This window comes from Streptomyces sp. JJ38 (genome assembly GCF_019303475.1).
In the GTDB taxonomy this organism is placed as follows: Bacteria; Actinomycetota; Actinomycetes; order Streptomycetales; family Streptomycetaceae; genus Streptomyces.
Map to the genome: position 1 here is coordinate 1 of NZ_JABLSI010000034.1, position 20,724 is coordinate 20,724.

Consider the following 20,724-nt stretch of genomic DNA (forward strand, 5'->3'; position numbering starts at 1 on the left):
CCGGCGCCCCCGGGTCGCCCGGTGCCGTCGGGCCCGTCAACGGACGGCGGCCCCCGGGTCGGTGAGCGGCTCCGCGCGCTCGGCCGGTGCCCGGGCCGCGGGCGGTGCCGCCGCGGTACCGGACGCGTGGGCCTCCGCCGGGCCCCCGGACTCCGGGACGCCCGCCGTGTGGTGCCGCCACAGCGCCGCGACGCCGAAGCCCCCGGCCACCACCGCGGCACCCCCGACCGCGTCCAGCAGGTAGTGGTTGGCCGTGCCCATCACCACCACCGTCGTCAACACCGGGTACAGGACGGCCAGCAGCCGCGGCCACAGCGCCGGGGTGACCCGGACGACCACGACGGCGGCCCACAGCGACCAGCCGACGTGCAGCGAGGGCATGGCCGCGTACTGGTTGGAGATGCCGGTCAGCACGCCGAAGTCGGGATCGTCGAAGTCCTGCGGTCCGTGCGCGGTGTCCACGTAGCCCAGGCCCGGCATCAGCCGGGGCGGCGCGAGCGGGTAGAGCCAGAAGCCCACGAGCCCGAGCAGGGTGGCGAACGACAGCGCCGTCCGCGCCCAGCGGTAGGTGGCCGGGCGGCGCAGGTAGAGAACGGCCAGGAGGGCGATCGGCACCAGGAAGTGGAAGGCGCCGTAGTAGAAGTTCATCGCCTTCGTCAGCCCGTCGGAGGCCGCGACGAACTGGTTCAGCCCGTGCTCCACGTCCAGCCACAGCGGGCGTTCCAGCGCGAGGATCTGCGCGCCGTGGGCCTCGGCCGCCTCCCGGCCCCCGGCCGCGAGCGAACGCACGTAGGAGTAGGCGAAGTAGCCGACGCGGATCAGCAGCAGCTCCAGCATGAGGTTGGGGCGGCTGAACACGCCCGAGGGCTCCGGACGCGCCCACACCTCGGAGCGTCGGGAGACGAACGGCAGCACGCAGGCGGCCAGCAGGGCCGCCAGCAGCGTGGCGTTCTCGCCGAACGGCGCGAGCCAGGCGATGTGCGGCACGAGCGCGGCGCCGTCCATCGTCAGCACCAGGACGACGAACACCGGCCACACGTAGCGGTCCCCCTTGCGCCTCCCCACCCGGCCCACGGCCGCGAGCAACACCCACAGGTGCAGGTGCGGCCAGGCGACCGGGGAGACGGCCACGGCGGTGCACCCGGTGACGGCGGCCGCCAGCAGCCACTGGCCGTCCCGCGCGTAGTGCCCGGCGCGACGCAGGCCCAGGGCCGCGACCACACCGGCCAGCACCGCCCACAGCGCCGGCTCCAGGGGCCCGGTGAACCCGAGCCGCAGCAGCAGCCCGTGCAGCGACTGGTTGGCCACGTCGCCCGGGGCAGCCCCCAGTCCCACCCCGGCAACGTGGTGCACCCAGTACGTCCACGCGTCCGAGGGCAGCACCGCCCAGGCCAGCACGGTGCCGACGGCGAAAGCGCCGCCCGCCCACAGCGCCGCCGTCCGGCGCCCGGGGCCGGCGCCCCGGGCCGAGGCCCACCACAGCACGACGGCGAACAGCAGGAGCGGCGGCTCCAGCGCGGCTGCGAGGCCGAGCAGCACCCCGGCGAAGCGCGCGTACCGGCCGGCGGCGAGGAACCCGGCCAGCGCCAGCAGGACCGGCACGAGCCCGGTGCCGCCCGCCGAGAAGGCGTCCCGCACCGGCAGTGACACCATGAGCAGGGCGACGACGGCGGGCAGCGGAAGCAGCGCCCAGCGCCGGGAACGCGGACCGGGCAGGGCCCGCACGACGAGCATGCCGAGCCCGGCGACGAGCAGCAGGCCCAGCCCCGTCCAGACGACGCCGAGCCCGGGATCGTCCCCGGCCCCGGCCAGCGGTCTGAGCAGCAGCCCGGCGAGCGGCGTGCCGGTGAACCGCCCGTCGGCGTACAGCGTGCCGTCCCCGCTGAGGGCACCGCGCTCGCCCAGCCACGCCACCAGATCCGTCAACCGCCGCTCGGGCGGCAGCCGCAGCACCGCGACGGCCTGCCGCGTCAGCAACCCCGCCGCCAGCAGCCACAGCACCACCGCGGCCACGGGCGCCACGCCCTCGAGCGGCCGCCTCTCGACCCGCTCCCCGCTATCCGCCGTCACACCCGCCCCGTTCGTACGTCCTGTCGGCGCTATTCTCGCCGACGCCGCCCCGATCGTTTCCCCCGCGTTTCCTCCGAGACCAGACGCGGCTCACGCGGGAACCACCTGAGCCACGACGCGCCCGGTCCGGAGGGCCACCGGTGGGGCAGGATGGGGCCATGAGCATCGTGAAGATCAACGTTCTGACGGTTCCGGCCGAACAGCGTGAGGTACTGGAGCGGCGCTTCGGCGCGCGGGCCGGTGCGGTGGAGAACTCGGACGGCTTCGAGTGGTTCGAGTTGCTGCGCCCCGTCGAGGGCACCGACCAGTACCTCGTCTACACCCGCTGGCGCGACGAGGCCTCGTTCCAGGCCTGGATGGAGGGCCCGATGAAGGCCGCCCACCAACGCGGCGGCGAGGACGCCCCGCAGCAGAAGCCGGCGGCGTCCGGTTCGACGCTGTGGTCGTTCGAGGTCGTCCAGCAGGCGGCGCCCAAGCAGGGCTGACGCCCGCTCGGCCCACCGGGCAACCCCCGCAGCCGGGAGACCGCGCCCCGCGCGCGGTCTCCCGTCGTCGTCACAGGCCGAAGGCAGGCGGGTAGGTGACGGGGCCGGCGGGGGGCGGGGCCGCGGTGAGGGGGAGGGCGAGGAACGCCTCGCCGGGCCAGTCGTGGCCCGGCGGCGGCGTGATGCCGAACTCGGCGCAGGGCCGGAAGCCGAAGCGCGGGTAGTAGTCGGGGTGGCCGAGCACGACGACGGTGCTCTCCCCGGCCTCGCGGGCGGCGTCCAGGGCGGCGTGGATGAGGGTCGTGCCCGCTCCGCCGCCCTGCCACTCGGGCAGCGTGGCGCAGGGGGCGAGGGCCAGTGCCTCGGCGGCGCCGATGTGACAGCGGCTCAGCAGGACGTAGGCCACGGGCTCGCCGTCCGGCGTCTGTGCGAGCCAGGACAGGTGGGGCAGCCACGCGGGGCCGTTCCGCAGGGCGTCGACGAGTTCGGCCTCGTGCGGGGTGTCGAACGCGGCCCGCAGGATGCGGCGGACAGTGGCGGCGTCCAGGGTGTCGCCCGGCACCTCGGTGCGGGTGTGCCAGGTCTGCTGAGGTTTGTCGGGCATGGCAGGCATCGTCCCATGCAGACGGCCACGTCGAGGCGGTCTGCCGCCGGTTCGGACGGGTCGGACGTCGGACAGGTCGGACGTCGGACGGGTCGGAGGTCGGACGGGTCGGAGGTCGGAGGATCAGCCGGGAGCGCCGTCGGTGTGGCCGCGCAGCAGACGGGCGGCGATCGCACCGGCCGCGCACAGCGCCGCGACGGAGACGGCGGCGCCACCCCAGCTCACGCCGAGTACCCGACCGCCGAAGTAGCCCAGGCACACGCTGTATCCGGCCCAGGCGAGGCCGGCCACGGCGGACCAGATGACGAAGCCGTGGACGCGGCGGCGGGTCGCGCCGGCCGCGATGCTCATCACCGTCCGGCCGGCTGGGGCGAAGCGGGCGAGCACCATGAGCGGGCCCCCGCCCCGGCGCAGTGCGCGGCCCAGCCGACTCTGCGCCGTCGAGAGTCTTCGTGAGCGGGCCACGAGGGCGGCGAAGCGGTCGCCGCCGCGCCGGGCCAGGAAGAAGGCGGCGACGTCACCGAGGACGGAGGCGGTGGCCGCACACAGGATCAGGAAGAACGTTTCGGGCAGCCGGGCCCCGGGAGCGGCGCCGGATTCGGTGAACCCGGCGGCCGCCGCGGTGGCGGCGGTGACCAGCAGGACACCGCTGGGCAGCACCGGCAGGAACACGTCCAGCAGGACGGAGAGCACGACGAGGACGTAGATCCACGGCTCGTAGACCAACGTCCCCAAAGATTCCAGCACCTTCGCTCCCGGTCCGGCTCCTCGGACGGGAGCTGCCTTCCGCCGTACAGCGTACGCGCGGTTCCCCCACACGGATCGCAGGGGTTCGCGTGGCGCCGCACTCGTCGCGGATCTGCGCCGGGGACGGGGCACAGTGTCCGCGACACCGCTCGAGGAGGACTCGAGAGACGAGGGAGAACGACATGGTCACTGGCCCGGCTACGGCGGCGATGGCCGCCGCGCTCGCGGTGCTGTCCACCACGGGGGCGAGCCCGGCGACGAAGGCGGCGCCCCCCACGCAGGGCGTGGTCCAGGTCACCCGGGCCGCCAGCTTCGTCGCGGCGGAGCGGCACCCGGCGGCTACCGCCGTGACGTACGCGCCGGATCTCGTGCCCGAGGGGGCCGGGGTGCGGGTGCGTCAGCAGCTGGACGACGAGGGGATGACGGTGGCTCTGGCGGTCCACGGGCTGGAGCCGGACCACACCTTCGGGGCGCACGTCCACACCCGGCCCTGCGGTCCCGAGCCGGCCGACGCCGGCCCGCACTACCAGCACGTCGTGGACCCGGTTCAGCCCTCGGGCGACCCGGCCTACGCCAACCCGTGGAACGAGGTCTGGCTCGACGTCACCACGGGTGCGGACGGCACCGGGAGCAGCCAGTCCCGCAAGACGTGGACGTTCCGTCCGGGCGAGGCCCGCTCGGTGACGCTGCACCGGCACCAGACGCGCTCGGAGCGCGGTGAGGCCGGCTTCGCCGGGGAGACCGTCGCCTGCTTCTCGGTGCCCTTCGTCCCCCGGGCGCCCATGGCCTGACGGGACAGCGGCGAGGGGACGGCGGGGGTCCGGGGCCGCGTGGCGCCCGGGCCCCCGCCGTCACGCGCGGGCGTCAGCAGCCGTTGAGGATCGAGCGCAGAGCGGACTTCTCGGCCGGGTCGATCTTCATGGAGTAGTTGTACTTGACCCAGACCCAGGAGCGGGCGTAGAGGCACCGGTAGCTCGAACGCGGCAGCCACTCAGAGGGGTCCCGGTCGCCCTTGGACCGGTTGGAGCTCGCGGAGACGGCGATGAGCTGGGCGGCGCCGAGGTTGTTGGCGAAGGAACGCCGCTTCGAGGAGGACCAGGAGTGGGCCCCCGAGCGCCATGCCTCGGCCAGCGGGACGACGTGGTCGATGTCGACGTCCGAGGAGTCGTACAGCGTGACGCCGTCGTACTGGGAGTACCAACGGCCACCGGTCGCCCGGCACTCGGCGTCCGTCGTGACGTTGTGGCCGTCGCGCTGCAGGACGACCTCACGGGTGTTGCAGCTGTCGCCCTGGGAGATCCAGTGCGGGAAGAGGTCGCGGTCGTACCCGCTCAGCGAGGCCTCGCTGTCGACGGTGAGCACGTCCAGCATGGAGAGCGCCGTCGCGGTGCTCGGCGGAGTGGGGGGCGCGGCCTGTGCGGTCGGGGCGGTGGCCAGCAGCCCGGCGGAGAGGCCGGCCAGGGCCACGGAAGCGGCGAGGACCAGTCGGGCGCGACGCGCGTAGAAGCGCGCCGTGAAGGCGGACAGGCGTATGCGGGGCATACGGACTCCCTGGGGTGAGGGGATGCGGCTGGTGGGGGTCGTGCCGGTGGCGCCTCCGGCATGCTGCTGCCGCCGGGTGGCGCCCCGGCGGGCCGCAGGTAACAGATTGACGACATGAACACGTCAGTTCAAGACCCGTGCACACCCCGGCTCCAACCGCGACCCCCACAGCCCGCCGGCCGCGCGGAAGTACGCGTGGCCCGCGGACCTCACACCGGAGAGCCGGGGGGTCGATCGGCGTGCAGCACGCGACACGGCACCGCCCGCTCCTCGACCCCGCCGCGCTCGCCCGGCTCCAACCGGTACAGCCGCGCACACGGCCTGCGCGTCACCACATCCGTCAACAGGCCGTCGGTGAAGAGGGCACCGACCCCGTCCTCCAGCGCCCACCCCGCCGGGAGCGCGCCCGCCTCCACGGCCGAGCGATACGACGAGCGTCGGCCCGGCTCACTGTCGTAGTGGGGACACACCGAGCCGGGCAGCAGCCCCAGCCCGTCGGACAGACGCGTCAGCGGACCGAAGGAGTCCGTGTGCGAGCCCTCGGCCCAGCAGTTGGCTCCGGCACTGATACCGCACAGCACCGTTCCGCGCGCGCAGGCCTCGCGCAGGATCCGGTCCACGCCGTGCGCGCGCCAGACGGCCAGCAGGTTCGCGGTGTTGCCCCCGCCCACGTAGACGACGTCCTGGGCCAGCAGGAACGCCCGCAGGGCGGCGTCGTCGAGTTCCCGCCGGAACAGGGGCAGCACGCTGGGCTCGCAGTCGCGTGGCCGGAAGGCGGCCAGGAACTTCTCGACGTAGGCGGGAGCGTCGCCACTGGCCGTCGGGACGAAGCACACCCGGGGCCGGGCCGCGGGCACGCCGGCAAGCACCCAGTCGTCCAGGAGGCCGTCGTCGTCGGTGGAGAAGCCGCCGCCGAGCAGAGCCAGACGTCGCCCCGGAACGACAGCCATGTGAAGCCCCCACACCCTGCACGGTCACTCGCGGACGGAGCACCGGCCCCCTCCAAGGGGAGGCTGCCAGGCCGGGGCGGCACCCGCAAGCGCACAAGCCCCGCCCACCCCGGGCCGTTCGGGGACCCGGGTGCGCATGGCCTACGCTGGGGGGACCTGAAGGGGAGTAGCCCTCCGCCGGACCGTCGACATACTGGGCGGCTCACACCGCCCCGGCGCCCGGAGCGCCACCGCGACCTGCGCGGTGCGCCGGCGAGACCTTCGGCCGCAGTGTCCCGTACGCTGCCGCGCCGAAGCATGTCTCACCGCAGGCCTCGGCGCGGCCCGAGCCCACGAGGTATCCATCCGTGTTCAGTGTCACCGTCGCCGCCGTCGTGTTCGGCGTCGTCTTCCTCGCCGAGCTGCCCGACAAGACCGCCCTCGCCGGCCTCGTCCTCGGCACCCGCTTCCGCGCGTCCTACGTCTTCGCCGGGGTCGCGGCGGCGTTCGCCGTCCACGTCGCGCTCGCGGTGGCCGCGGGCAGCGTGCTGACCCTGCTGCCCGAGCGGCTGCTCGCGGCCGTCACCGGACTGCTCTTCCTGGGCGGTGCGGCGATGCTGCTGTGGCACAAGGGCGCGGACGCGCAGGAGGAGGCGGTGGAGCGCCCCGCCGATCCCTCGTTCTGGAAGGTGGCGGGCAGCGGGTTCAGCCTGATCATGATCGCGGAGTTCGGCGACCTCACCCAGATCATGACCGCGAACCTGGCCGCCCGCTACGAGGATCCCCTCTCCGTCGGGATCGGCGCGGTGCTCGCCCTGTGGTCGGTGGCCGCGATCGGAATCCTCGGCGGCCGGGCGCTGATGCGCCGCGTGCCGCTGCGCCTGGTCACGCGCATCGCGGCTGGCGTCATGACCGCGCTCGGCGTGTGGAGCCTGTACGAGGCCCTCGCCTGAGGCCGGGGGCGTGGGCGGGGCGCCTCCTCGGCCGAGCAGCCGAGAGTGCCGGGGGGCGCCGGGGCGCTGGCACGGAAGGTCTCCGGAAACACAGAGCGGCCCCGCCCGCTGGTCAGGGATCCCACGTCGGTTGTGGGAACGGGCGGAGCCACTTTGTTTTGTCATCGTACAAAACAAACACGGCCAGCACCAGCCCGCCGCCCACCGGAAGCCCGCGGAGCACGCTCCGAACCCCGCCGTCGGCTCGACAGGACGGCGGGCGGAAGGTCCCCGACCATGGATCCATGACGCAAGCGCCGACCGCCGGGCCCATCACCGGCCAGGACAAGCGCACCCTCTACCTGGCCCTCAGCGCCCTCCTCATGGGTATGCTCCTCGCCGCACTCGACCAGACGATCGTGGCCACCGCGCTGCCCACGATCGTCAGCGAGCTCGGTGGCATGAACCATCTGTCCTGGGTCGTCACGGCCTACCTGCTCGCCGCCACCGCGGGTACCCCGCTGTGGGGGAAGCTGGGCGACCAGTACGGGCGCAAACGTCTCTTCCAGGGCGCCATCGTCCTCTTCCTCGTCGGCTCCGCGCTGTGCGGCGCCGCCCAGAGCATGGGGCAGCTGATCGGCTTCCGCGCCCTGCAGGGGCTCGGTGGCGGCGGGCTCATGGCGCTGTCCATGGCGATCGTCGGCGACCTCGTGCCGCCCCGGGAACGCGGCCGCTACCAGGGCGTCTTCGGCGCCGTCTTCGGCGTCACCAGCGTGCTCGGCCCGCTGCTCGGCGGCCTGTTCGTCGACCACCTGAGCTGGCGCTGGGTCTTCTACGTCAACCTGCCCCTCGGCGCCCTCGCACTGCTCGTCATCGCGGCCGTCCTGCACCTGCCCGCGCGGCGCGAGCGGCACCGCATCGACTACCTGGGTACCGCGCTCATCGCCGGTGTCGCCGCCGCCGTCGTGCTGGTCACCTCGCTCGGCGGCACGACCTGGGCCTGGGACTCCCCCGAGATCGTCGGGCTCGCCGCCCTCGGCGCCGTCCTGCTCGTCTGGTTCGTCCGGGTCGAGCGCCGCGCGGCCGAGCCCGTACTGCCGCTGAAGCTGTTCCGCATCCGCACCTTCACCCTGTGCTCGGTGATCGGCTTCGTCCTCGGGTTCGCCATGTTCGGCTCCCTCACCTACCTCCCGACGTTCCTCCAGGTCGTGCACGGCATCAGCCCCACCCTCTCCGGGGTGCACATGCTGCCCATGGTGCTCGGCATGCTCGTCACCTCCACCCTCTCCGGGCAGCTCATCACCCGCACCGGGCGCTGGAAGGTCTACCCCGTCGCGGGCACCGCGCTGACCGTCGTCGGCCTGCTGCTCCTGCACACCCTCGACGCGGACAGCGGCGGCTGGCGGATGAACCTGTACTTCCTCGCCTTCGGGCTGGGGCTCGGGCTCGTGCTCCAGGTCGTCGTCCTGGCCGCGCAGAACGCCGTGCGCTACGAGGACCTGGGCGTCGCCACCTCCGGAGCCACCTTCTTCCGCTCCATCGGCGCGGCCGTCGGCGTCTCCGTCTTCGGCGCGATCTTCGCCGCGCTGCTGGAACCCCGGCTCACCGACGCCCTGGCCGACCGGCCCCTGCCCCCCGGCGTCACCCCCGACGGGCTGGCCGAGGACCCGCGCGGCCTGGGGCGGCTCGACCCGGCCGGCCAGGCCGCGGCCCGGGAGGCGTACGCGGACTCGATCACCGACGTCTTCCTCTGGGCCGCACCCGTCATGGCCGTCGCCTTCGTGCTCGCCTGCCTGCTCCGCGAGACCCCGCTGCGGGCCAGCGTCCAGGCCCCCGACACCAGCGAGACCCTCGGCCTCAACCCCGTCGAACGCTCCTCTCGGGAGGAGCTGTGCCGCGCGCTCTCCGTGCTCAGCACCCGCGAGGGCCAGAAGGACCTCTACACCCGGCTCGTCGCCGACGCCGGGCTGGACCTGCGTCCGGCCGCGGGCTGGCTCCTGCTGCGCATGTACCGCGACGGCACCGTCGAGCCCGCCGTGCTCGCCGACCGGCTCCACATCGACCGGGGCGTCCTCCTCGCCGGAGCCCGGCAGACCGAGGAGCGGCACCTCGCCGACCGCGAGGGGCTCGGCCTCAGCCTCACCGCCCGCGGGCAGGACGCCGCGGCCCGGCTCGCCGCCGCCCGCGAGGACGCGCTCGCCGCGCTCCTCGGCGACTGGTGGACCCCCGAGCGGCCTCGCGACCTCACCTCCCTCGTCCACGAGCTCTCCCTGGAGCTGGGCGGCTCCGAGACGGAGACACCGCACCGGGACGCCGACCGCCCGCCCCACGGCCGACGCTGGGACAAGGGTTCGTGACGGCTTCATCACGGTCTCGCCCACGCACCCAATCCACTTGACCGGCTCCTCCCGCGCTGGCGATCATGCCTCGCATGCGGCCCCTCCCCCCACGCGCTGCCCTCGTCCCCGCCTTACTGGCGGTCGGTGGCCTCCTCCTCGCGACGCCCGCGCCCGCGGTCGCCGCCCCGGCCTGCGGCCCGCAGCTCGGCGCCGCCGGGGCGTTCACGGAGTTCGTGGAGGGTGACGCCGCACGCTTCGGCAGCACCGAGGGAGCCGTCGCCGTCGGCGGCGACGCCGACTTCACCCGCGGCTTCCGCCTCGCCGCCCACCCCGCCTCCGGCGACATGCCCGTCGACACCACGCTCGTCGTCGGCGGCACCCTGCACAACGGCTCGGCGGGCAGCGCCACCTTCACCGTCCTGGAGCGCGGCACCGCGGTCTACGGCGAGCTCGACGGCCGTCCCCCCGTCCTCAAGTCCGGCCTGGAGGTCGTCCAGGGCGGCTCCGCCGTCGACTTCGCGGCCGAGTTCCGGGACCTGCGCGACCTGTCGGAGCGGCTGGACGCGCTCCCGGCCCGCGGCAGCGTCACCGTCACGACGGCCAACGGCGGCGCCGTCGTCCGGCTGATGGGCGCCGACCAGGCGCTGAACGTCTTCCCGGTCAGCGCGGAGCAGCTGGCCTCCGCACGCCGGGTCGAGCTCGCCGTGCCCCGCGGCGCGACGACGGTCGTGAACGTCTCCGGCCCCGTCTACGCGGACGGGGCCCCGCGCATCGAGTCCCGGCCGACGCCGGAGGGCTCCACCGAAGGGGACGGCGGCGACCGTGCGGGCGCCGGGGGCCTCGCACCCGACAAGCTGCTGTGGAACTTCCCCGACGCCACGAAGGTCGTCCAGCCCGCCAAGGCCGACTGGCCCGGCACCCTGCTCGCCCCGCACGCCGACGTCGAGCTGGGCTCGGGCGGCCAGGTCAGCGGCACCGTGATCGCGGCGTCGCTCGACGGCCCCGGCTCCGACACCCGCCGGGCGCCCTTCACCGGCTGCCTCGACACCCCGCTCGCCCCGCCCGCGAGCCCCTCCGCCTCAGCCGGGTCCACCGGGTCCGCCGACGAGGACCTGGCGGGTTCCGGCTCCGACGGCACCATCCACGGCCGCGCCCTGCTCGCGGCCCTCGTCGGCGCACTGGCCGCCGGTGCCGCCGGGCTCTGGACCACCGCCGGCCGCCGCGACCGCGACCGCGGGCACGGGAACGGCCCCGCCCGGGCCTGCGAGGGCGGGCGCCTCGACGTCAGCGCCGACACCGGGCACGGCTGACTCCGCTACCGCGCCGCCCCGCACGCTTGAGCGCCGGTCAGCGCCGGTCAGCGCCGGTCGAGGCCCAGGTGCGTGACGAGTTCCGCCGGCAGCTCCGCCCTGAGCCCCGGCTCCGCCGTCGTCACGAGGGCGGGCAGCGCCTGGGCCAGCAGCAGCACCACGTCCTCCCGGGGCATCGGACGCTCCTTCGCCCAGGCCAGGGCGGTGTCCTCGACGAAGCTGAACCAGCCGCGCAGCACCAGCTCCGTCCGCGGCGTCCGGCTGACCGGCCCGAGGGCCGCGGCCGCCCGCTCCACGAACGCGCCCCGGATCTCCTCGTAGATCTCGACGACGTAGTCCGCTCCCCCGGCCGAACCGCGCAGCAGGGCGACGTACGGCTCCCGGCGGCGTTCGAGGAACCCGAGGTAGCCGTCGAGCGACTGCGTGAGCTGCTCGGCGAGCGGGGCCCCCGGATCCGGACGCGCCGCCCGCAGGATGCGGCGGGCGGCGGCCCGGACCACGGCGACGTAGAAGTCCCGCTTCGTGGCGAAGTAGTGGAACAACAGCCCGCGCGAGATCCCCGCCTCCGCCGCGATCTCGTCGATCGACAGCTCGTGGATCGGCCGCTCCGTCAGCATCCGCAGCCCGATACCGACGAGTTGGCGACGCCGGTCGTCGGCGCTCAGGCGCGCGCGGGCAGGGACGGGCCGGGAGGGGGAAGCGGGCATGCCCGCCATTCTAGGAAGCGCCTCCGGAACTCCCCTGAGACGCCACCTCCAGCACGACCTTCCCCAGCGCCGTCCGCGCCTCCAGCGAGGCGATCGCCTCGGCCGCCCGCTCCAGCGGATAGCGCACCGGCTCCGGCGCGGACACGGCCCCGGAGGCCAGCAGCGGCTCCAGCTCCGCCCACTGCTCGGCCAGGTAGCCGGGGTTCGCCAGCCACCAGCCGCCCCAGCTCACGCCGCGCACGTCCACGTTGTTCAGCAGCAGCCGGTTCACCCTGACCGTCGGGATCTCGCCACCGGTGAAGCCCACCACCAGCAGCCGCCCGGCCGGAGCCAGCGAGCGCAGGCTGTCGGTGAACCGGTCACCGCCCACGGGGTCGACGACGACGTCCACGCCCCGTCCGTCGGTCAGCTCCCTGACCCGGGCGAGCCAGCCCTCGGTGAGCACGACGTCCGTCGCCCCGGCCGCCTTCGCGACCTCCGCCTTCTCCTCGGTGCTCACCACGGCGATCACCCGCCCCGCGCCCAGCGCCCCGGCCAGCCGCAGCGTCGACGTCCCGACCCCGCCCGCGGCACCGTGCACGAGCACCGTCTCGCCGTCCCGGAGCCCGGCGCGCTCGCGCAGCGCGAAGTGCACCGTCAGGTCGTTGAACAGCAGCCCCGCACCGGCGGTGAGGGAGACCGCGTCCGGCAGCCGGAACGCCATGTTCGGCGGCACCGCGGCCACCTCCGCCATGCCGCCGCCGAAGCCGGTCAGCCCGACGACCCGGTCGCCCGCCGCGAACCCGGAGCCCTCCGGCGCCCGGCGCACCACCCCGGCCACCTCGCCACCCGGCACGAACGGCAGCTCCGGGCGGTACTGGTACAGCCCCCGGGACAGCAGCACGTCCGGGAACGCGACCCCCGCCGCGTGCACGTCCACCAGGACGGCACCGGGGTCGTCCGGCACCGCCGCCTCGCCCGGTTCCACGGCCTCCGGCCCGTCCAGCCGCGTGATCCGTACCGCCCGCATACGCCCCTCCGCTGTGTTCCGGTGTTATTGAGCAATGCTCGACAAGCTCGCGACTAGGGTACGGCCATACCCGCGGGTCCCGGCCACCCCCCTGTCCACCGTCACGCTCCACCCGGCAACCGCGCCGATCCGCCCGCGATCCTCGCCTTCCTGGCCGACGAGGAGCGCGTCGTCGCCCCGGAGACGGTCACCGTCACCCGCGCCCGCGAACGGGGCCGCGCGCTGGCCCAGTTGAGCAGGGCCAAGCGACGCGACGATGCTCACCGCTAATGGCCCAACAACGCTCCATAGGCGGGTTGTTGACATTGCCCAGCGGAATCCCGCGAGCCCGGTGACCCCGGTCTCCTCCTATACCCTGTGCGTGTTCACGCAGCCCATGGGGCCTCCCGGCGCAGCACCACTTCGGGGGAACGCCCGATGCCGACGCCCCGCGACAGCTCAACTAGGCACACGGGAGACGCAGTGCACATCGCCCCCGTCACGTTCCGGCCCGGCGAAGCCGGGTTAGCCCACCGGCACCTCCTGCCGGTCGCCGAGCCCACCGCGCCCGACACCCGCGCCCGGGCACCGCGGTCCTTCCCGGCCGGGCACACCACCGTCGCGCACCTCAGGAGGACGCCGTGATCCACCTACGCCGCAGGCTTCCCGTACTGGGACTGGCGCTGGCCGCCGTGATCGGACTGACCGGCGCCGTCGGCCCGTCCGCACCGCCACGGGCCGTCGCCACCGCCACCACGGCACAACAGGACAACTTCACCCCCGGCCCCTACCACTCCCGGCTGGAACCGCTCGTCGGCACCTGGCAGGCCGTCAAGTACAACTGGCTGCTCGGTGACGGGGACGAACCCGCCACGTCCCGGGACTTCACCGTGGACGTGCGGTGGATCGAGGGCACCGGCGGACGCTTCCTGTCGGAGGAAACCAGGGGAACCCTGGCCGGGATGGACTACTACCGGCACGGCGTCCTCGGCTTCTCCAACGTGGACCGGCGCTACGAGTGGACCACCTTCGACAGCGTCACCCCGACCACGATGACCTACCGCGGCGACCCCGTCGACGCCGAAGGCACGGCACGACGGGGCCACGGCGCCCGCACGGTCATCTCCATCCCCGGGGAGTTCACCGATCCCGGCGTACTCGGCCCCGAGTGCGCCGGCAAGACGATCCCGATGCGCACCGAGATCACCATCAGGCCGAACGACCGCCACGTCATCGACCTCTACTTCACCCCGCCCGGACAGGAGGAGCGGCTCGTCGACCGGGTGGTCTACCTCCGGCGGACCGACGCCTGAGCCTCGCAGACTGTCAGCGGCGCCTCGGGCCACCGGCACGCCGCCAGGCCCCCGGGCGGCGGCCGTCGGGGACGGCAGAGCACCCCGGCATCCCGTGCGGCCCCTCCGGGCCCGACGGCAGGGCTGACGTCCCAGCCGCGCGCCGCAGACGCGGCTGGCGTCAACGGAACTGCGGGTGACACGGACTCGCCTCGCCCGGGCAGCCGGGGAGGCTCGCCCCGACGCGGCCCCGTCCGATCCCAGTCGCGGGGCCGCGGCCTCAATCAGGCAACGCTGAGAGGGCGAGGCGCCACGGGTAGCCCTCCGGGTCTCCCTGCCCTGGCGAGTTGGGGACGAAGCCGTCGGGCTCTCCGAACAGGACGCGTACCCCGGCGCCGCGCAGCGTCTCCAGACTCCGGCCGAACTGCGGGTGGCTCGCGTAGGCGCTGTTGACGCACGGCATCACGACCAGAGGCCACCTCTTCCCGATCGCCTCCACCCCGTGCCCGGCCAGCCACGTCGGGGTCAGCCCCAGAGCAATGAGGTTCACCGTGTTCAGCGTGGCCGGGGCGATGACCGATGCGGTCGCCGCAGGCCAGCGAGACGTCTCACCGACACGCCTCTGAGCGTGCCGCACGGGATGCCCCGTCAGATCTTCCAGGGCTGCGAGGCGGTCGCTCATCCACTCCGCCGCCGTGGGCGTCAGCCCCACGCACACCTCCCACCCTTCGGCCTGGGCCTGCCGAACGGGCCGGTCCATGTACTGCACGGGCGGGGCGGCGCAGCCCAGGAGGTACAGAACTCGCTTCTTCATATCGGGAGTCCACCACACACGACCGCCCCCGGACCCAGGTGGGAGGCGGCGGGGCGCGGGTACCGTTCCGAGTGGGGAAGCACGGAACGGAGCACCATCATGCCCGTATCAGACCACGATCACATCGGCGCCCGCATCGCCGCCCACCGCAAACGCGCCGGGCTGACACAGCAGGGCCTTGCCCAACTCATCCCCTACTCCTACAGCCTGCTACGGCACGTGGAGGCCGGGCACCGCGCCGCCTCGCCACAGCTCCTCACTGCGGTGGCGCGGGCGCTGCGCGTTGACGTCTCCGCACTGGCAGGACCACCCATGGGCCCCGTCCAGTCCGCCCGCATCACCGCTCTGCTCCGGCCGGTCAGGGAAGCCCTCGACCTGCACGACCTGCCCCTGGATCCTGGCGTGACGCCGCGCCCCGCCGACCAGCTCACGACGGAGGCGGACGCCATGTGCCGCCTCGTGCGTGCCGCCCACCTCCAGCAGGCCGCGGCGGCCCTGCCCGGGCTCCTGGCCGAACTGACGGTCGCCTGCCGCGAGACACCAACTTCCCACACGTGGGCAGCATTGGCCTCAGCGTGCCGCAGCGCGCACGACATCGCCACGAAGCTCGGCAGGTACGACCTCGCCGCGCTTGCGCTGGACCGGATGGGCTTGGCCGCTGACCGGGCCAGTGACCCCGTGCTGGGTGCGCTGCGCCAGTACAAGCGCGCGCTGGCCTACCGCTCCCCGGAATCCCAGCACCGCATCGGTCTGGCCATGGCCGCCGAGGGGCGGCGCATGATCGAGCAGGCTGACGACAGCACGGTTGCCCGCGCGGTCCAAGGACAGCTCCATTTGGGCGCGGCCGTGATCGCAGCACGAGCCGATCTGCCTGCTGAGGCAGAGCAGCACCTCGCGCGGGCCGGAGCCATCGCCGCCCGGACAGGCGAGGTCGGGCGTATTTACTGGTTGTCGTTCGGGCCGACCAACGTGGCTACCCACGCCGTCTACGCCTGGCTGGCGCTGCGACGGTTCGAGGAGGCGTACACGGCCGCGCGGGCAGTGCGCATGCCTTCGGGCTGGGCCACCTCCCGCCGCGCCGGCTACCTCGTGGACCGGTCGGTGGCCGAGATGGAGACGGGGAGGACCGAGGCCGCGCTGAAGTCGCTGTCGGCCGCCCGCCAACTGGCGCCGCAGCAGACGCGAGTCCACCCGAGAGTGCGCGAGACAGTGCGGGCATTGCTTCACATGTGTCGTCAAGCACCCGATCCGTTGACTCGAATGGCCTCGTGGGTGGGCGTGTAGGTGTCACAGATGTGTGACATCTAGCGGGTAGTTGCGGCGTCACGCTGGGTCTCATCAGCGATCCAGCCCACGCCGGGAGACCTTCGTGCTCACGCCACCAGCCCCAGCAGCAGACGAAAGCTCCGCCTATCCACCCGCGCGCGCCCTGCGCCGCTGCGACCGCTGCCGCGAGCTGACCACCGACGCCGTGCCGCTCGGAGTGGTGGAGGACGACGGCGCGCCGCCGCGCGAACTGTATGCCTGCCCCGCCTGCACGCCCTCCAGCCCGAGGCAGGCGTCGTGATCGGCCGAGACCCCCAGCGGTGCGACCACTGCGGCCGGCTCTGTGCCGACACCCGGCCCGTGGAACTCATCGAGGCGGGCAGCGGCCCCGGGTGGACGCGGCGGGCCTGCCGCGCCTGCGTGCCGTCCTGCCCGCTCGACGAGGAGCTGTGCACCCTGGACCGCGCATGGTGAGCCCGGAGCCCGCGCCCGCCCCGCCACCCGAGTCCGGCGTGCGCCGACTGCCGCCCGGGCAGGCGCCGAAGCCGTGCCCGTTCCCCTGCTCGATCTGCCGCCGCAAGGGCCGCCAGTGACCCGCCGCCTGGTCGTGGCCGCCCGTGTCCGCGTCCCCCGCGCGGACCTGCCGCCGCACGCCGCCCATGTGCGGCCCTACATCTACCTGCCGTACTCCATCTGGGACCGCCCACCCCGCGGTCCCTACGCCGACTCCCGCCTCACGGCGGGTGATTCACCCGAAACCATCCCAGAAGGAACCTATGCCCGATAAGGTGAACGGCTACGACCTCGGCGCCGAGGAGATCGTCACGCCGGCGCCGGAGCCCGAGCCGCCGGCCGAGGAGGACGACGGGAGCGATGGCTAGTCACCCTGTCCCCGGCGAAGCCCCGCGGGCGGTGGACATGCTCCACCGCGGACTGCCGGACCGCAGCCCGCTGAGCAAGCGGTGCCCGAGGCATCCGGAGGCGCCGCAACGGCTGATCCTCCGCGCGGCCTACGTGTGCATCGCCTGCCTGCGCGACCGGCAGCGGTCGAGCTGACGCCCAGCCGGAGCCCCGAGCCTTCCGTTACCCGACAGCGGGCGGCCCGGGGCGGCCGAGGAGCGACGGCTCTGTGCACGTCAACGCACTCCAGGGTCACAGGGCACAGAGCAAGGACGCGGGGGGCCACGTCGACCCCTCCCGCTGCACTGCACGCCGGGGAGTGCCCCGCATCGGCCTCCTGTCGCTGGGGGCTCAGGCGGCGATGTGGACTCGCCACATCACAGGAGCCCCCGAGCCGCGTCGGCTCGGGGGCTCCTTGCAGGTCAAACCGGTGGGCGCAGCAGGGATCGAACCTGCGACATCTGCCTTGTAAGTTCGCTCGGATGCCGTCTCTGCTTGCCTCGGTCCTAAACGGCTGGCCGCTCACGTGCGCGCAGGTTTGGCGACGCTCGCCGACGTTGATGTCAGCGCTGGATGTCAACGCCCCCTCCAATGACGGCCCGGAGGTAGCTCCTGTTTCTACTGCCTGTCTGCAAGTCGCCATGATCCGCTACAGATGGGCCGCGGTCGTTCTGGTTGTCGAACTCCGTTACGCAATGCATCGGTTCCTGTGGGCCCCAGCACCCTCCCTTTGCCTGAGCCAAACGACGTACGGCCGCGTGTCACGTTGTACACCTACCAGCGCCCAAGGCTGCCTCGGGAACAATTGCTTGAAGCACGGAGATGCTAAGGAGATGACCCATGTCTAAGTGGACGGACGTTAGCGATCAGTCCTCGAAGCGCGAGCTGTACTGCGCGTGCCTAGTTGCCGCCTCCGCGATCACCGCTCAGGGGCTCCCTCCCACAGCACCGGGGGGCTGGTCTCGCGGTGGCCTCTCAGATGATCAGGCAGCTCAACGGACGGTAGACCTGGCGGACAAGCTCTACGAGCGGGTGACCACTGACGCCTGACGCACCGAGGTGGGATGAACACCTGCGGTACAGGCAAGGCCTCAGGCAGGGTGCTTCGGCGTGAGGTCGGTGGAGCGACTTTGGGCGGTGGCCTGCCCGGCTTGGGATCGAGCATGACCAGGGGGCCATACGCTTGCCCGCGACTTGGGCGGCCCTTGGCCTGCCCGCGTTTAGCCCAAGTGGCCCCCTGGTCTTGCTCGATGAGGGCCCCGAGCCGGGGAGGTGCCTAAAGTCGTGGAGCCGACCGACCCACGACGGCGCTCTCTGTGACCGCAACCCCGCTGGCTGGTGCGGCCGACGGCGGCGGCCGGCGCCGGTGGCGGAGACATGGAGGCGGCGGACGCCGACGGCGGACGCACCCCGCGCCGTGCGCGGGGTGCCTTGATGAAGTAGGGAAACTTGTACCGCCTGGGCTGCCCTCGTGGGCTGATGTGAGGGTCGGGTCCTCGGCTAACGTGTGGGCATGCCGTCTGCCCTGGATACTCCCGTAGGTGCCGCTGAGCTGGCTGAATCGCTGCTGCCCCCGCTGGGGAACAGGTGGCTGCACACTCAAGCCGTGGCAGAACAGGCTACGCACGCCGCTCCGGCCGTCCCCGAGGGTGAGCGGGATCTTCTCGTGGCTGCTGCGTGGCTGCACGACATCGGGTATGCCCCGGAGCTTCGGCAAACCGGCTTCCACCCGCTCGACGGTGCTCGGCACCTTGAGTCGCTGGGTGCTCCTCGACGTCTGGTGTGCTTGGTCGCGCATCACTCCGGGGCCGTCTACGAGGCCGAGCAGCGTGGCCTGGTCCAGGAGCTGGATGTGTACGAGCGTGAGGACAGTCCACTTCTCGACGCGCTGATCTTCGCGGACATGACGACGGGGCCAGCCGGACAGCGCTTCGACTTCGACCGCCGCATCGACGAGATCCTGGTGCGGTACGAACCCGGCAGCGAAGTGCACACCGCGATCAGCAAGGCCCGGCCGTATCTCGGTGGTGCGGTCAGCCGGACCCTGGCGCGCATCGATGGCTGATCATCCGATGTAGGGCTCCGCCGTGCCGGACAGGCCACGGTCGATCCGAAGCCGCATGGAAGGGTGGATGGTGAGCTCGTCCAGCTTGTCGGGCGCGACGAAGGCCACTTCCTTGCTCTCGCTGCTGGTGCGCCGCTCCCCGCCAGTGATCCGGGCCGTGAAGCAGATGGAGAACTGCTGACGGACTTCGCCGTCGTCGTAGGCCATGACGTGGCCAGGATGGGTGAACAGGCCGACGAGACCGGTCACCTCGATGTCGTAGCCGGTCTCCTCCTTCGTCTCCCGCACGGCGGCGGCCGGCGCCGATTCGCCGACATCCACGCCTCCGCCCGGCAGGGCCCAGAGGTCGTTGTCGGTCTTGTGGATCAGCAGGACTTCGCCCGCGTCGTTGAGGACGAAGGCGGTCACCGACGGGACGATGCTGTTCGCCTTGGGTGCCTGGGGGTCGTTGAAGTAGTCGACGCGAGCCATGCCCCCAGCCTGCCACGGTTGCCGCAGGTTACGCGGGCCTGCCCCGCTCCCAGGCGTAGTCGAAACTGCGGAGGTAGTGGCGGAAGGTCCGGCCTCCGGGGATGTAGCGGAAGTGCAGCACGGGGTTCTGTCCGGCTGGTGCTCCCAGCACGTGCGGGTTCACCAACAGCTCGTCGTCGAAGCGGTAGATGGAGTTGTAGAGGATTGTGTCGTGAAGCCGCAGCTCCACGCCGGGAGTGCCGAGTGCCGCAGCCATGTAGTGGTGGCTGATCTTCGCTCGTGCGGCCAACGCGTCCCCGATGCCTTCCTCGTCACCCCGCTGCCTGACCATCTCGGACTCAGGGTCACCCAGCATGACGCGGATCTGTGCACCCGCCTTGGCCTTGTCGGCCAACTGGTCGGCAAGATCCGGATGGTTGTCGAACAGGAAGAGTCCAGCGTAAACGAGGATCTCGACCTGGTCGGTCGCCTGCTCGATGAGCGAGGTCCAGAGATGGGACGGCACGGCCCCGCGGTTCGGGTAGAACGTCACCAGCTCTGAGGTGCTGGCGGACTCGGCCTGCTTCTGCGCGCCGGGCCAGAGGTACACCTCGTCGGCGGCAAGGAAGTTGGCGGCCTTCCAGCGGTGCGTGCGGTGCGGCGTGCGATCGAGGGAGATCCACCGCTCGACGCTCTTGGGATCGATCCCCACGTGTTCTGCGACCGACTGGATCGTCTCGCCCTTGGCTGAGATCGCTGCCCGAAGGCGCTCGTTTGGCACAGCCCTGTCCCTTCTCTGGAATGTCGAGGACGTTCTGACGGTAACTCAAACGTCCCTAAACGTCCATAGCAGGTCGTGATGCGTCCACCACGCTTCGCGGTTCTCTGGTCTCACCGCGAGATCGCGGTTCCCCTCCGAGAGACCTGGAGACAGAAGATGCGTCAGATTCCCGTGGACACGTCCTCCGCCGCTGTGATGGTGGCTCAGCCCGCCCAGGCGAAGGTGAACCGGCAGACCGGGGAGGTCGCCACCGACCGGGAGACCGGGGCCAAGCTCATGACCGTCGACGTGCTGTTCGTGATGGACGGGCAGTCGGAGGTGCTGAACCTGACCGTGCCGGAGACCGGGATCAGCGGCGAGCTGGCGATGGGCACCCCGGTCGCGCTGACCGGTCTGATCGCCCGGCCGTGGGAGACGGAGTTCAACGGCCAGAAGCGGCACGGGATCAGCTTCCGGGCCGTGGCGGTCACCTCGCTGGCCTCGTCCGCTCAGGCGGCCTGAGC

General features: G+C 72.8%; 21 protein-coding genes. 11 read left to right on the forward strand and 10 right to left on the reverse strand.

All coding sequences use genetic code 11. The features are described from left to right. Nucleotides 1–36 precede the first annotated feature (36 nt). Complete coding sequence (locus tag HPT28_RS18390) at nt 37–2,070, reverse strand: bifunctional glycosyltransferase 87/phosphatase PAP2 family protein (RefSeq protein ID WP_308119353.1); 2,034 nt, start codon at nt 2,068–2,070, stop codon at nt 37–39. Between the two features lie 158 nt (nt 2,071–2,228). Between HPT28_RS18390 and HPT28_RS18395 the strand changes: the two genes are divergently transcribed. Continuing rightward, nucleotides 2,229–2,555: an antibiotic biosynthesis monooxygenase gene (locus tag HPT28_RS18395; protein WP_219092224.1), complete on the forward strand. Its 327-nt coding sequence runs from the start codon at nt 2,229–2,231 to the stop codon at nt 2,553–2,555. Between the two features lie 70 nt (nt 2,556–2,625). Here HPT28_RS18395 and HPT28_RS18400 read toward each other — a convergent pair whose 3' ends face one another. Together HPT28_RS18400 and HPT28_RS18405 are read right to left on the reverse strand one after the other, a co-directional pair. Then, on the reverse strand, nt 2,626–3,159 hold the full coding sequence (locus HPT28_RS18400; RefSeq protein WP_219092225.1) for a GNAT family N-acetyltransferase: 534 nt from the start codon (nt 3,157–3,159) through the stop codon (nt 2,626–2,628). Between the two features lie 123 nt (nt 3,160–3,282). Then, nucleotides 3,283–3,906: a DedA family protein gene (locus tag HPT28_RS18405; RefSeq protein WP_219092226.1), complete on the reverse strand. Its 624-nt coding sequence runs from the start codon at nt 3,904–3,906 to the stop codon at nt 3,283–3,285. A 182-nt stretch (nt 3,907–4,088) separates the two neighbouring features. Between HPT28_RS18405 and HPT28_RS18410 the strand changes: the two genes are divergently transcribed. Next, nucleotides 4,089–4,697, forward strand: coding sequence for a superoxide dismutase family protein (locus tag HPT28_RS18410; protein WP_219092227.1), 609 nt, complete (start codon nt 4,089–4,091; stop codon nt 4,695–4,697). A gap of 73 nt (nt 4,698–4,770) precedes the next feature. Here HPT28_RS18410 and HPT28_RS18415 read toward each other — a convergent pair whose 3' ends face one another. Together HPT28_RS18415 and HPT28_RS18420 are read right to left on the reverse strand one after the other, a co-directional pair. Continuing rightward, nucleotides 4,771–5,448, reverse strand: coding sequence for an HNH endonuclease family protein (locus tag HPT28_RS18415; protein WP_219092228.1), 678 nt, complete (start codon nt 5,446–5,448; stop codon nt 4,771–4,773). A 209-nt stretch (nt 5,449–5,657) separates the two neighbouring features. After that, complete coding sequence (locus HPT28_RS18420; RefSeq protein ID WP_219092229.1) at nt 5,658–6,398, reverse strand: peptidase E; 741 nt, start codon at nt 6,396–6,398, stop codon at nt 5,658–5,660. Nucleotides 6,399–6,745: 347 nt separating this feature from the next. Here HPT28_RS18420 and HPT28_RS18425 point away from each other — a divergent pair, with 347 nt between their 5' ends. The 3 genes from HPT28_RS18425 (at nt 6,746) to HPT28_RS18435 (ending at nt 10,958) form a co-directional block, all read left to right on the forward strand. Continuing rightward, on the forward strand, nt 6,746–7,330 hold the full coding sequence (locus HPT28_RS18425; protein WP_219092230.1) for a TMEM165/GDT1 family protein: 585 nt from the start codon (nt 6,746–6,748) through the stop codon (nt 7,328–7,330). A gap of 284 nt (nt 7,331–7,614) precedes the next feature. Then, nucleotides 7,615–9,666, forward strand: coding sequence for an MDR family MFS transporter (locus HPT28_RS18430; RefSeq protein WP_219092231.1), 2,052 nt, complete (start codon nt 7,615–7,617; stop codon nt 9,664–9,666). A 74-nt stretch (nt 9,667–9,740) separates the two neighbouring features. Next, on the forward strand, nt 9,741–10,958 hold the full coding sequence (locus tag HPT28_RS18435) for a choice-of-anchor A family protein (RefSeq protein WP_219092232.1): 1,218 nt from the start codon (nt 9,741–9,743) through the stop codon (nt 10,956–10,958). Between the two features lie 47 nt (nt 10,959–11,005). On the opposite strand, the gene HPT28_RS27475 is transcribed toward HPT28_RS18435, so the two are convergent. Next, nucleotides 11,006–11,665 (reverse strand): TetR/AcrR family transcriptional regulator, encoded by a 660-nt coding sequence (locus HPT28_RS27475; protein ID WP_219092233.1) that lies wholly within the window; start codon nt 11,663–11,665, stop codon nt 11,006–11,008. Nucleotides 11,666–11,675: 10 nt separating this feature from the next. Further along, nucleotides 11,676–12,674, reverse strand: a complete 999-nt coding sequence (locus tag HPT28_RS18445) for an NADPH:quinone oxidoreductase family protein (RefSeq protein WP_219092234.1) — start codon at nt 12,672–12,674, stop codon at nt 11,676–11,678. A gap of 620 nt (nt 12,675–13,294) precedes the next feature. Here HPT28_RS18445 and HPT28_RS18450 point away from each other — a divergent pair. After that, nucleotides 13,295–13,966 carry a DUF1579 family protein gene (locus tag HPT28_RS18450; RefSeq protein ID WP_219092235.1) on the forward strand — a complete coding sequence of 224 codons (672 nt, stop codon included), beginning with the start codon at nt 13,295–13,297 and terminating at the stop codon, nt 13,964–13,966. A 259-nt stretch (nt 13,967–14,225) separates the two neighbouring features. Here the strand turns inward: HPT28_RS18450 and HPT28_RS18455 are convergent, their stop codons facing one another. Further along, nucleotides 14,226–14,759 carry a flavoprotein gene (locus tag HPT28_RS18455; RefSeq protein ID WP_219092236.1) on the reverse strand — a complete coding sequence of 178 codons (534 nt, stop codon included), beginning with the start codon at nt 14,757–14,759 and terminating at the stop codon, nt 14,226–14,228. A 99-nt stretch (nt 14,760–14,858) separates the two neighbouring features. On the opposite strand from HPT28_RS18455, the gene HPT28_RS18460 reads away from it, so the two are divergent. The 4 genes from HPT28_RS18460 to HPT28_RS18475 all read left to right on the forward strand — a co-directional run bounded on the left by HPT28_RS18460 (nt 14,859) and on the right by HPT28_RS18475 (nt 18,990). After that, a complete protein-coding gene (locus tag HPT28_RS18460) occupies nt 14,859–16,043 on the forward strand; it encodes a helix-turn-helix domain-containing protein (RefSeq protein ID WP_219092237.1) in 1,185 nt (394 codons plus the stop codon). 85 nt (nt 16,044–16,128) lie between these two features. Then, complete coding sequence (locus tag HPT28_RS18465) at nt 16,129–16,326, forward strand: hypothetical protein (protein ID WP_219092238.1); 198 nt, start codon at nt 16,129–16,131, stop codon at nt 16,324–16,326. Between the two features lie 572 nt (nt 16,327–16,898). Beyond that, complete coding sequence (locus HPT28_RS18470; RefSeq protein ID WP_219092239.1) at nt 16,899–17,081, forward strand: hypothetical protein; 183 nt, start codon at nt 16,899–16,901, stop codon at nt 17,079–17,081. A 1,357-nt stretch (nt 17,082–18,438) separates the two neighbouring features. Continuing rightward, nucleotides 18,439–18,990, forward strand: a complete 552-nt coding sequence (locus HPT28_RS18475; protein ID WP_219092240.1) for an HD domain-containing protein — start codon at nt 18,439–18,441, stop codon at nt 18,988–18,990. Here the strand turns inward: HPT28_RS18475 and HPT28_RS18480 are convergent, their stop codons facing one another. Together HPT28_RS18480 and HPT28_RS18485 are read right to left on the reverse strand one after the other, a co-directional pair. Next, nucleotides 18,991–19,461, reverse strand: coding sequence for an NUDIX hydrolase (locus HPT28_RS18480; RefSeq protein ID WP_219092241.1), 471 nt, complete (start codon nt 19,459–19,461; stop codon nt 18,991–18,993). 28 nt (nt 19,462–19,489) lie between these two features. Further along, complete coding sequence (locus tag HPT28_RS18485; RefSeq protein ID WP_219092242.1) at nt 19,490–20,221, reverse strand: helix-turn-helix domain-containing protein; 732 nt, start codon at nt 20,219–20,221, stop codon at nt 19,490–19,492. A gap of 156 nt (nt 20,222–20,377) precedes the next feature. Between HPT28_RS18485 and HPT28_RS18490 the strand changes: the two genes are divergently transcribed. After that, the gene (locus tag HPT28_RS18490) at nt 20,378–20,722 is read left to right on the forward strand and encodes a hypothetical protein (protein ID WP_219092243.1); all 345 of its coding nucleotides are present in this window, start codon (nt 20,378–20,380) and stop codon (nt 20,720–20,722) included. Nucleotides 20,723–20,724 lie beyond the last annotated feature (2 nt).

What these genes read in the sequence shown, in the direction of transcription:
- HPT28_RS18395 (WP_219092224.1), top strand. Translation starts at nt 2,229, where the DNA reads ATGAGCATCGTGAAGATCAACGTTCTGACGGTTCCGGCCGAACAGCGT.
- HPT28_RS18400 (WP_219092225.1), bottom strand. Translation starts at nt 3,159, where the DNA reads ATGCCCGACAAACCTCAGCAGACCTGGCACACCCGCACCGAGGTGCCG.
- HPT28_RS18410 (WP_219092227.1), top strand. Translation starts at nt 4,089, where the DNA reads ATGGTCACTGGCCCGGCTACGGCGGCGATGGCCGCCGCGCTCGCGGTG.
- HPT28_RS18415 (WP_219092228.1), bottom strand. Translation starts at nt 5,448, where the DNA reads ATGCCCCGCATACGCCTGTCCGCCTTCACGGCGCGCTTCTACGCGCGT.
- HPT28_RS18420 (WP_219092229.1), bottom strand. Translation starts at nt 6,398, where the DNA reads ATGGCTGTCGTTCCGGGGCGACGTCTGGCTCTGCTCGGCGGCGGCTTC.
- HPT28_RS18430 (WP_219092231.1), top strand. Translation starts at nt 7,615, where the DNA reads ATGACGCAAGCGCCGACCGCCGGGCCCATCACCGGCCAGGACAAGCGC.
- HPT28_RS18435 (WP_219092232.1), top strand. Translation starts at nt 9,741, where the DNA reads ATGCGGCCCCTCCCCCCACGCGCTGCCCTCGTCCCCGCCTTACTGGCG.
- HPT28_RS27475 (WP_219092233.1), bottom strand. Translation starts at nt 11,665, where the DNA reads ATGCCCGCTTCCCCCTCCCGGCCCGTCCCTGCCCGCGCGCGCCTGAGC.
- HPT28_RS18445 (WP_219092234.1), bottom strand. Translation starts at nt 12,674, where the DNA reads ATGCGGGCGGTACGGATCACGCGGCTGGACGGGCCGGAGGCCGTGGAA.
- HPT28_RS18455 (WP_219092236.1), bottom strand. Translation starts at nt 14,759, where the DNA reads ATGAAGAAGCGAGTTCTGTACCTCCTGGGCTGCGCCGCCCCGCCCGTG.
- HPT28_RS18460 (WP_219092237.1), top strand. Translation starts at nt 14,859, where the DNA reads ATGCCCGTATCAGACCACGATCACATCGGCGCCCGCATCGCCGCCCAC.
- HPT28_RS18470 (WP_219092239.1), top strand. Translation starts at nt 16,899, where the DNA reads ATGGCTAGTCACCCTGTCCCCGGCGAAGCCCCGCGGGCGGTGGACATG.
- HPT28_RS18475 (WP_219092240.1), top strand. Translation starts at nt 18,439, where the DNA reads ATGCCGTCTGCCCTGGATACTCCCGTAGGTGCCGCTGAGCTGGCTGAA.
- HPT28_RS18480 (WP_219092241.1), bottom strand. Translation starts at nt 19,461, where the DNA reads ATGGCTCGCGTCGACTACTTCAACGACCCCCAGGCACCCAAGGCGAAC.
- HPT28_RS18490 (WP_219092243.1), top strand. Translation starts at nt 20,378, where the DNA reads ATGCGTCAGATTCCCGTGGACACGTCCTCCGCCGCTGTGATGGTGGCT.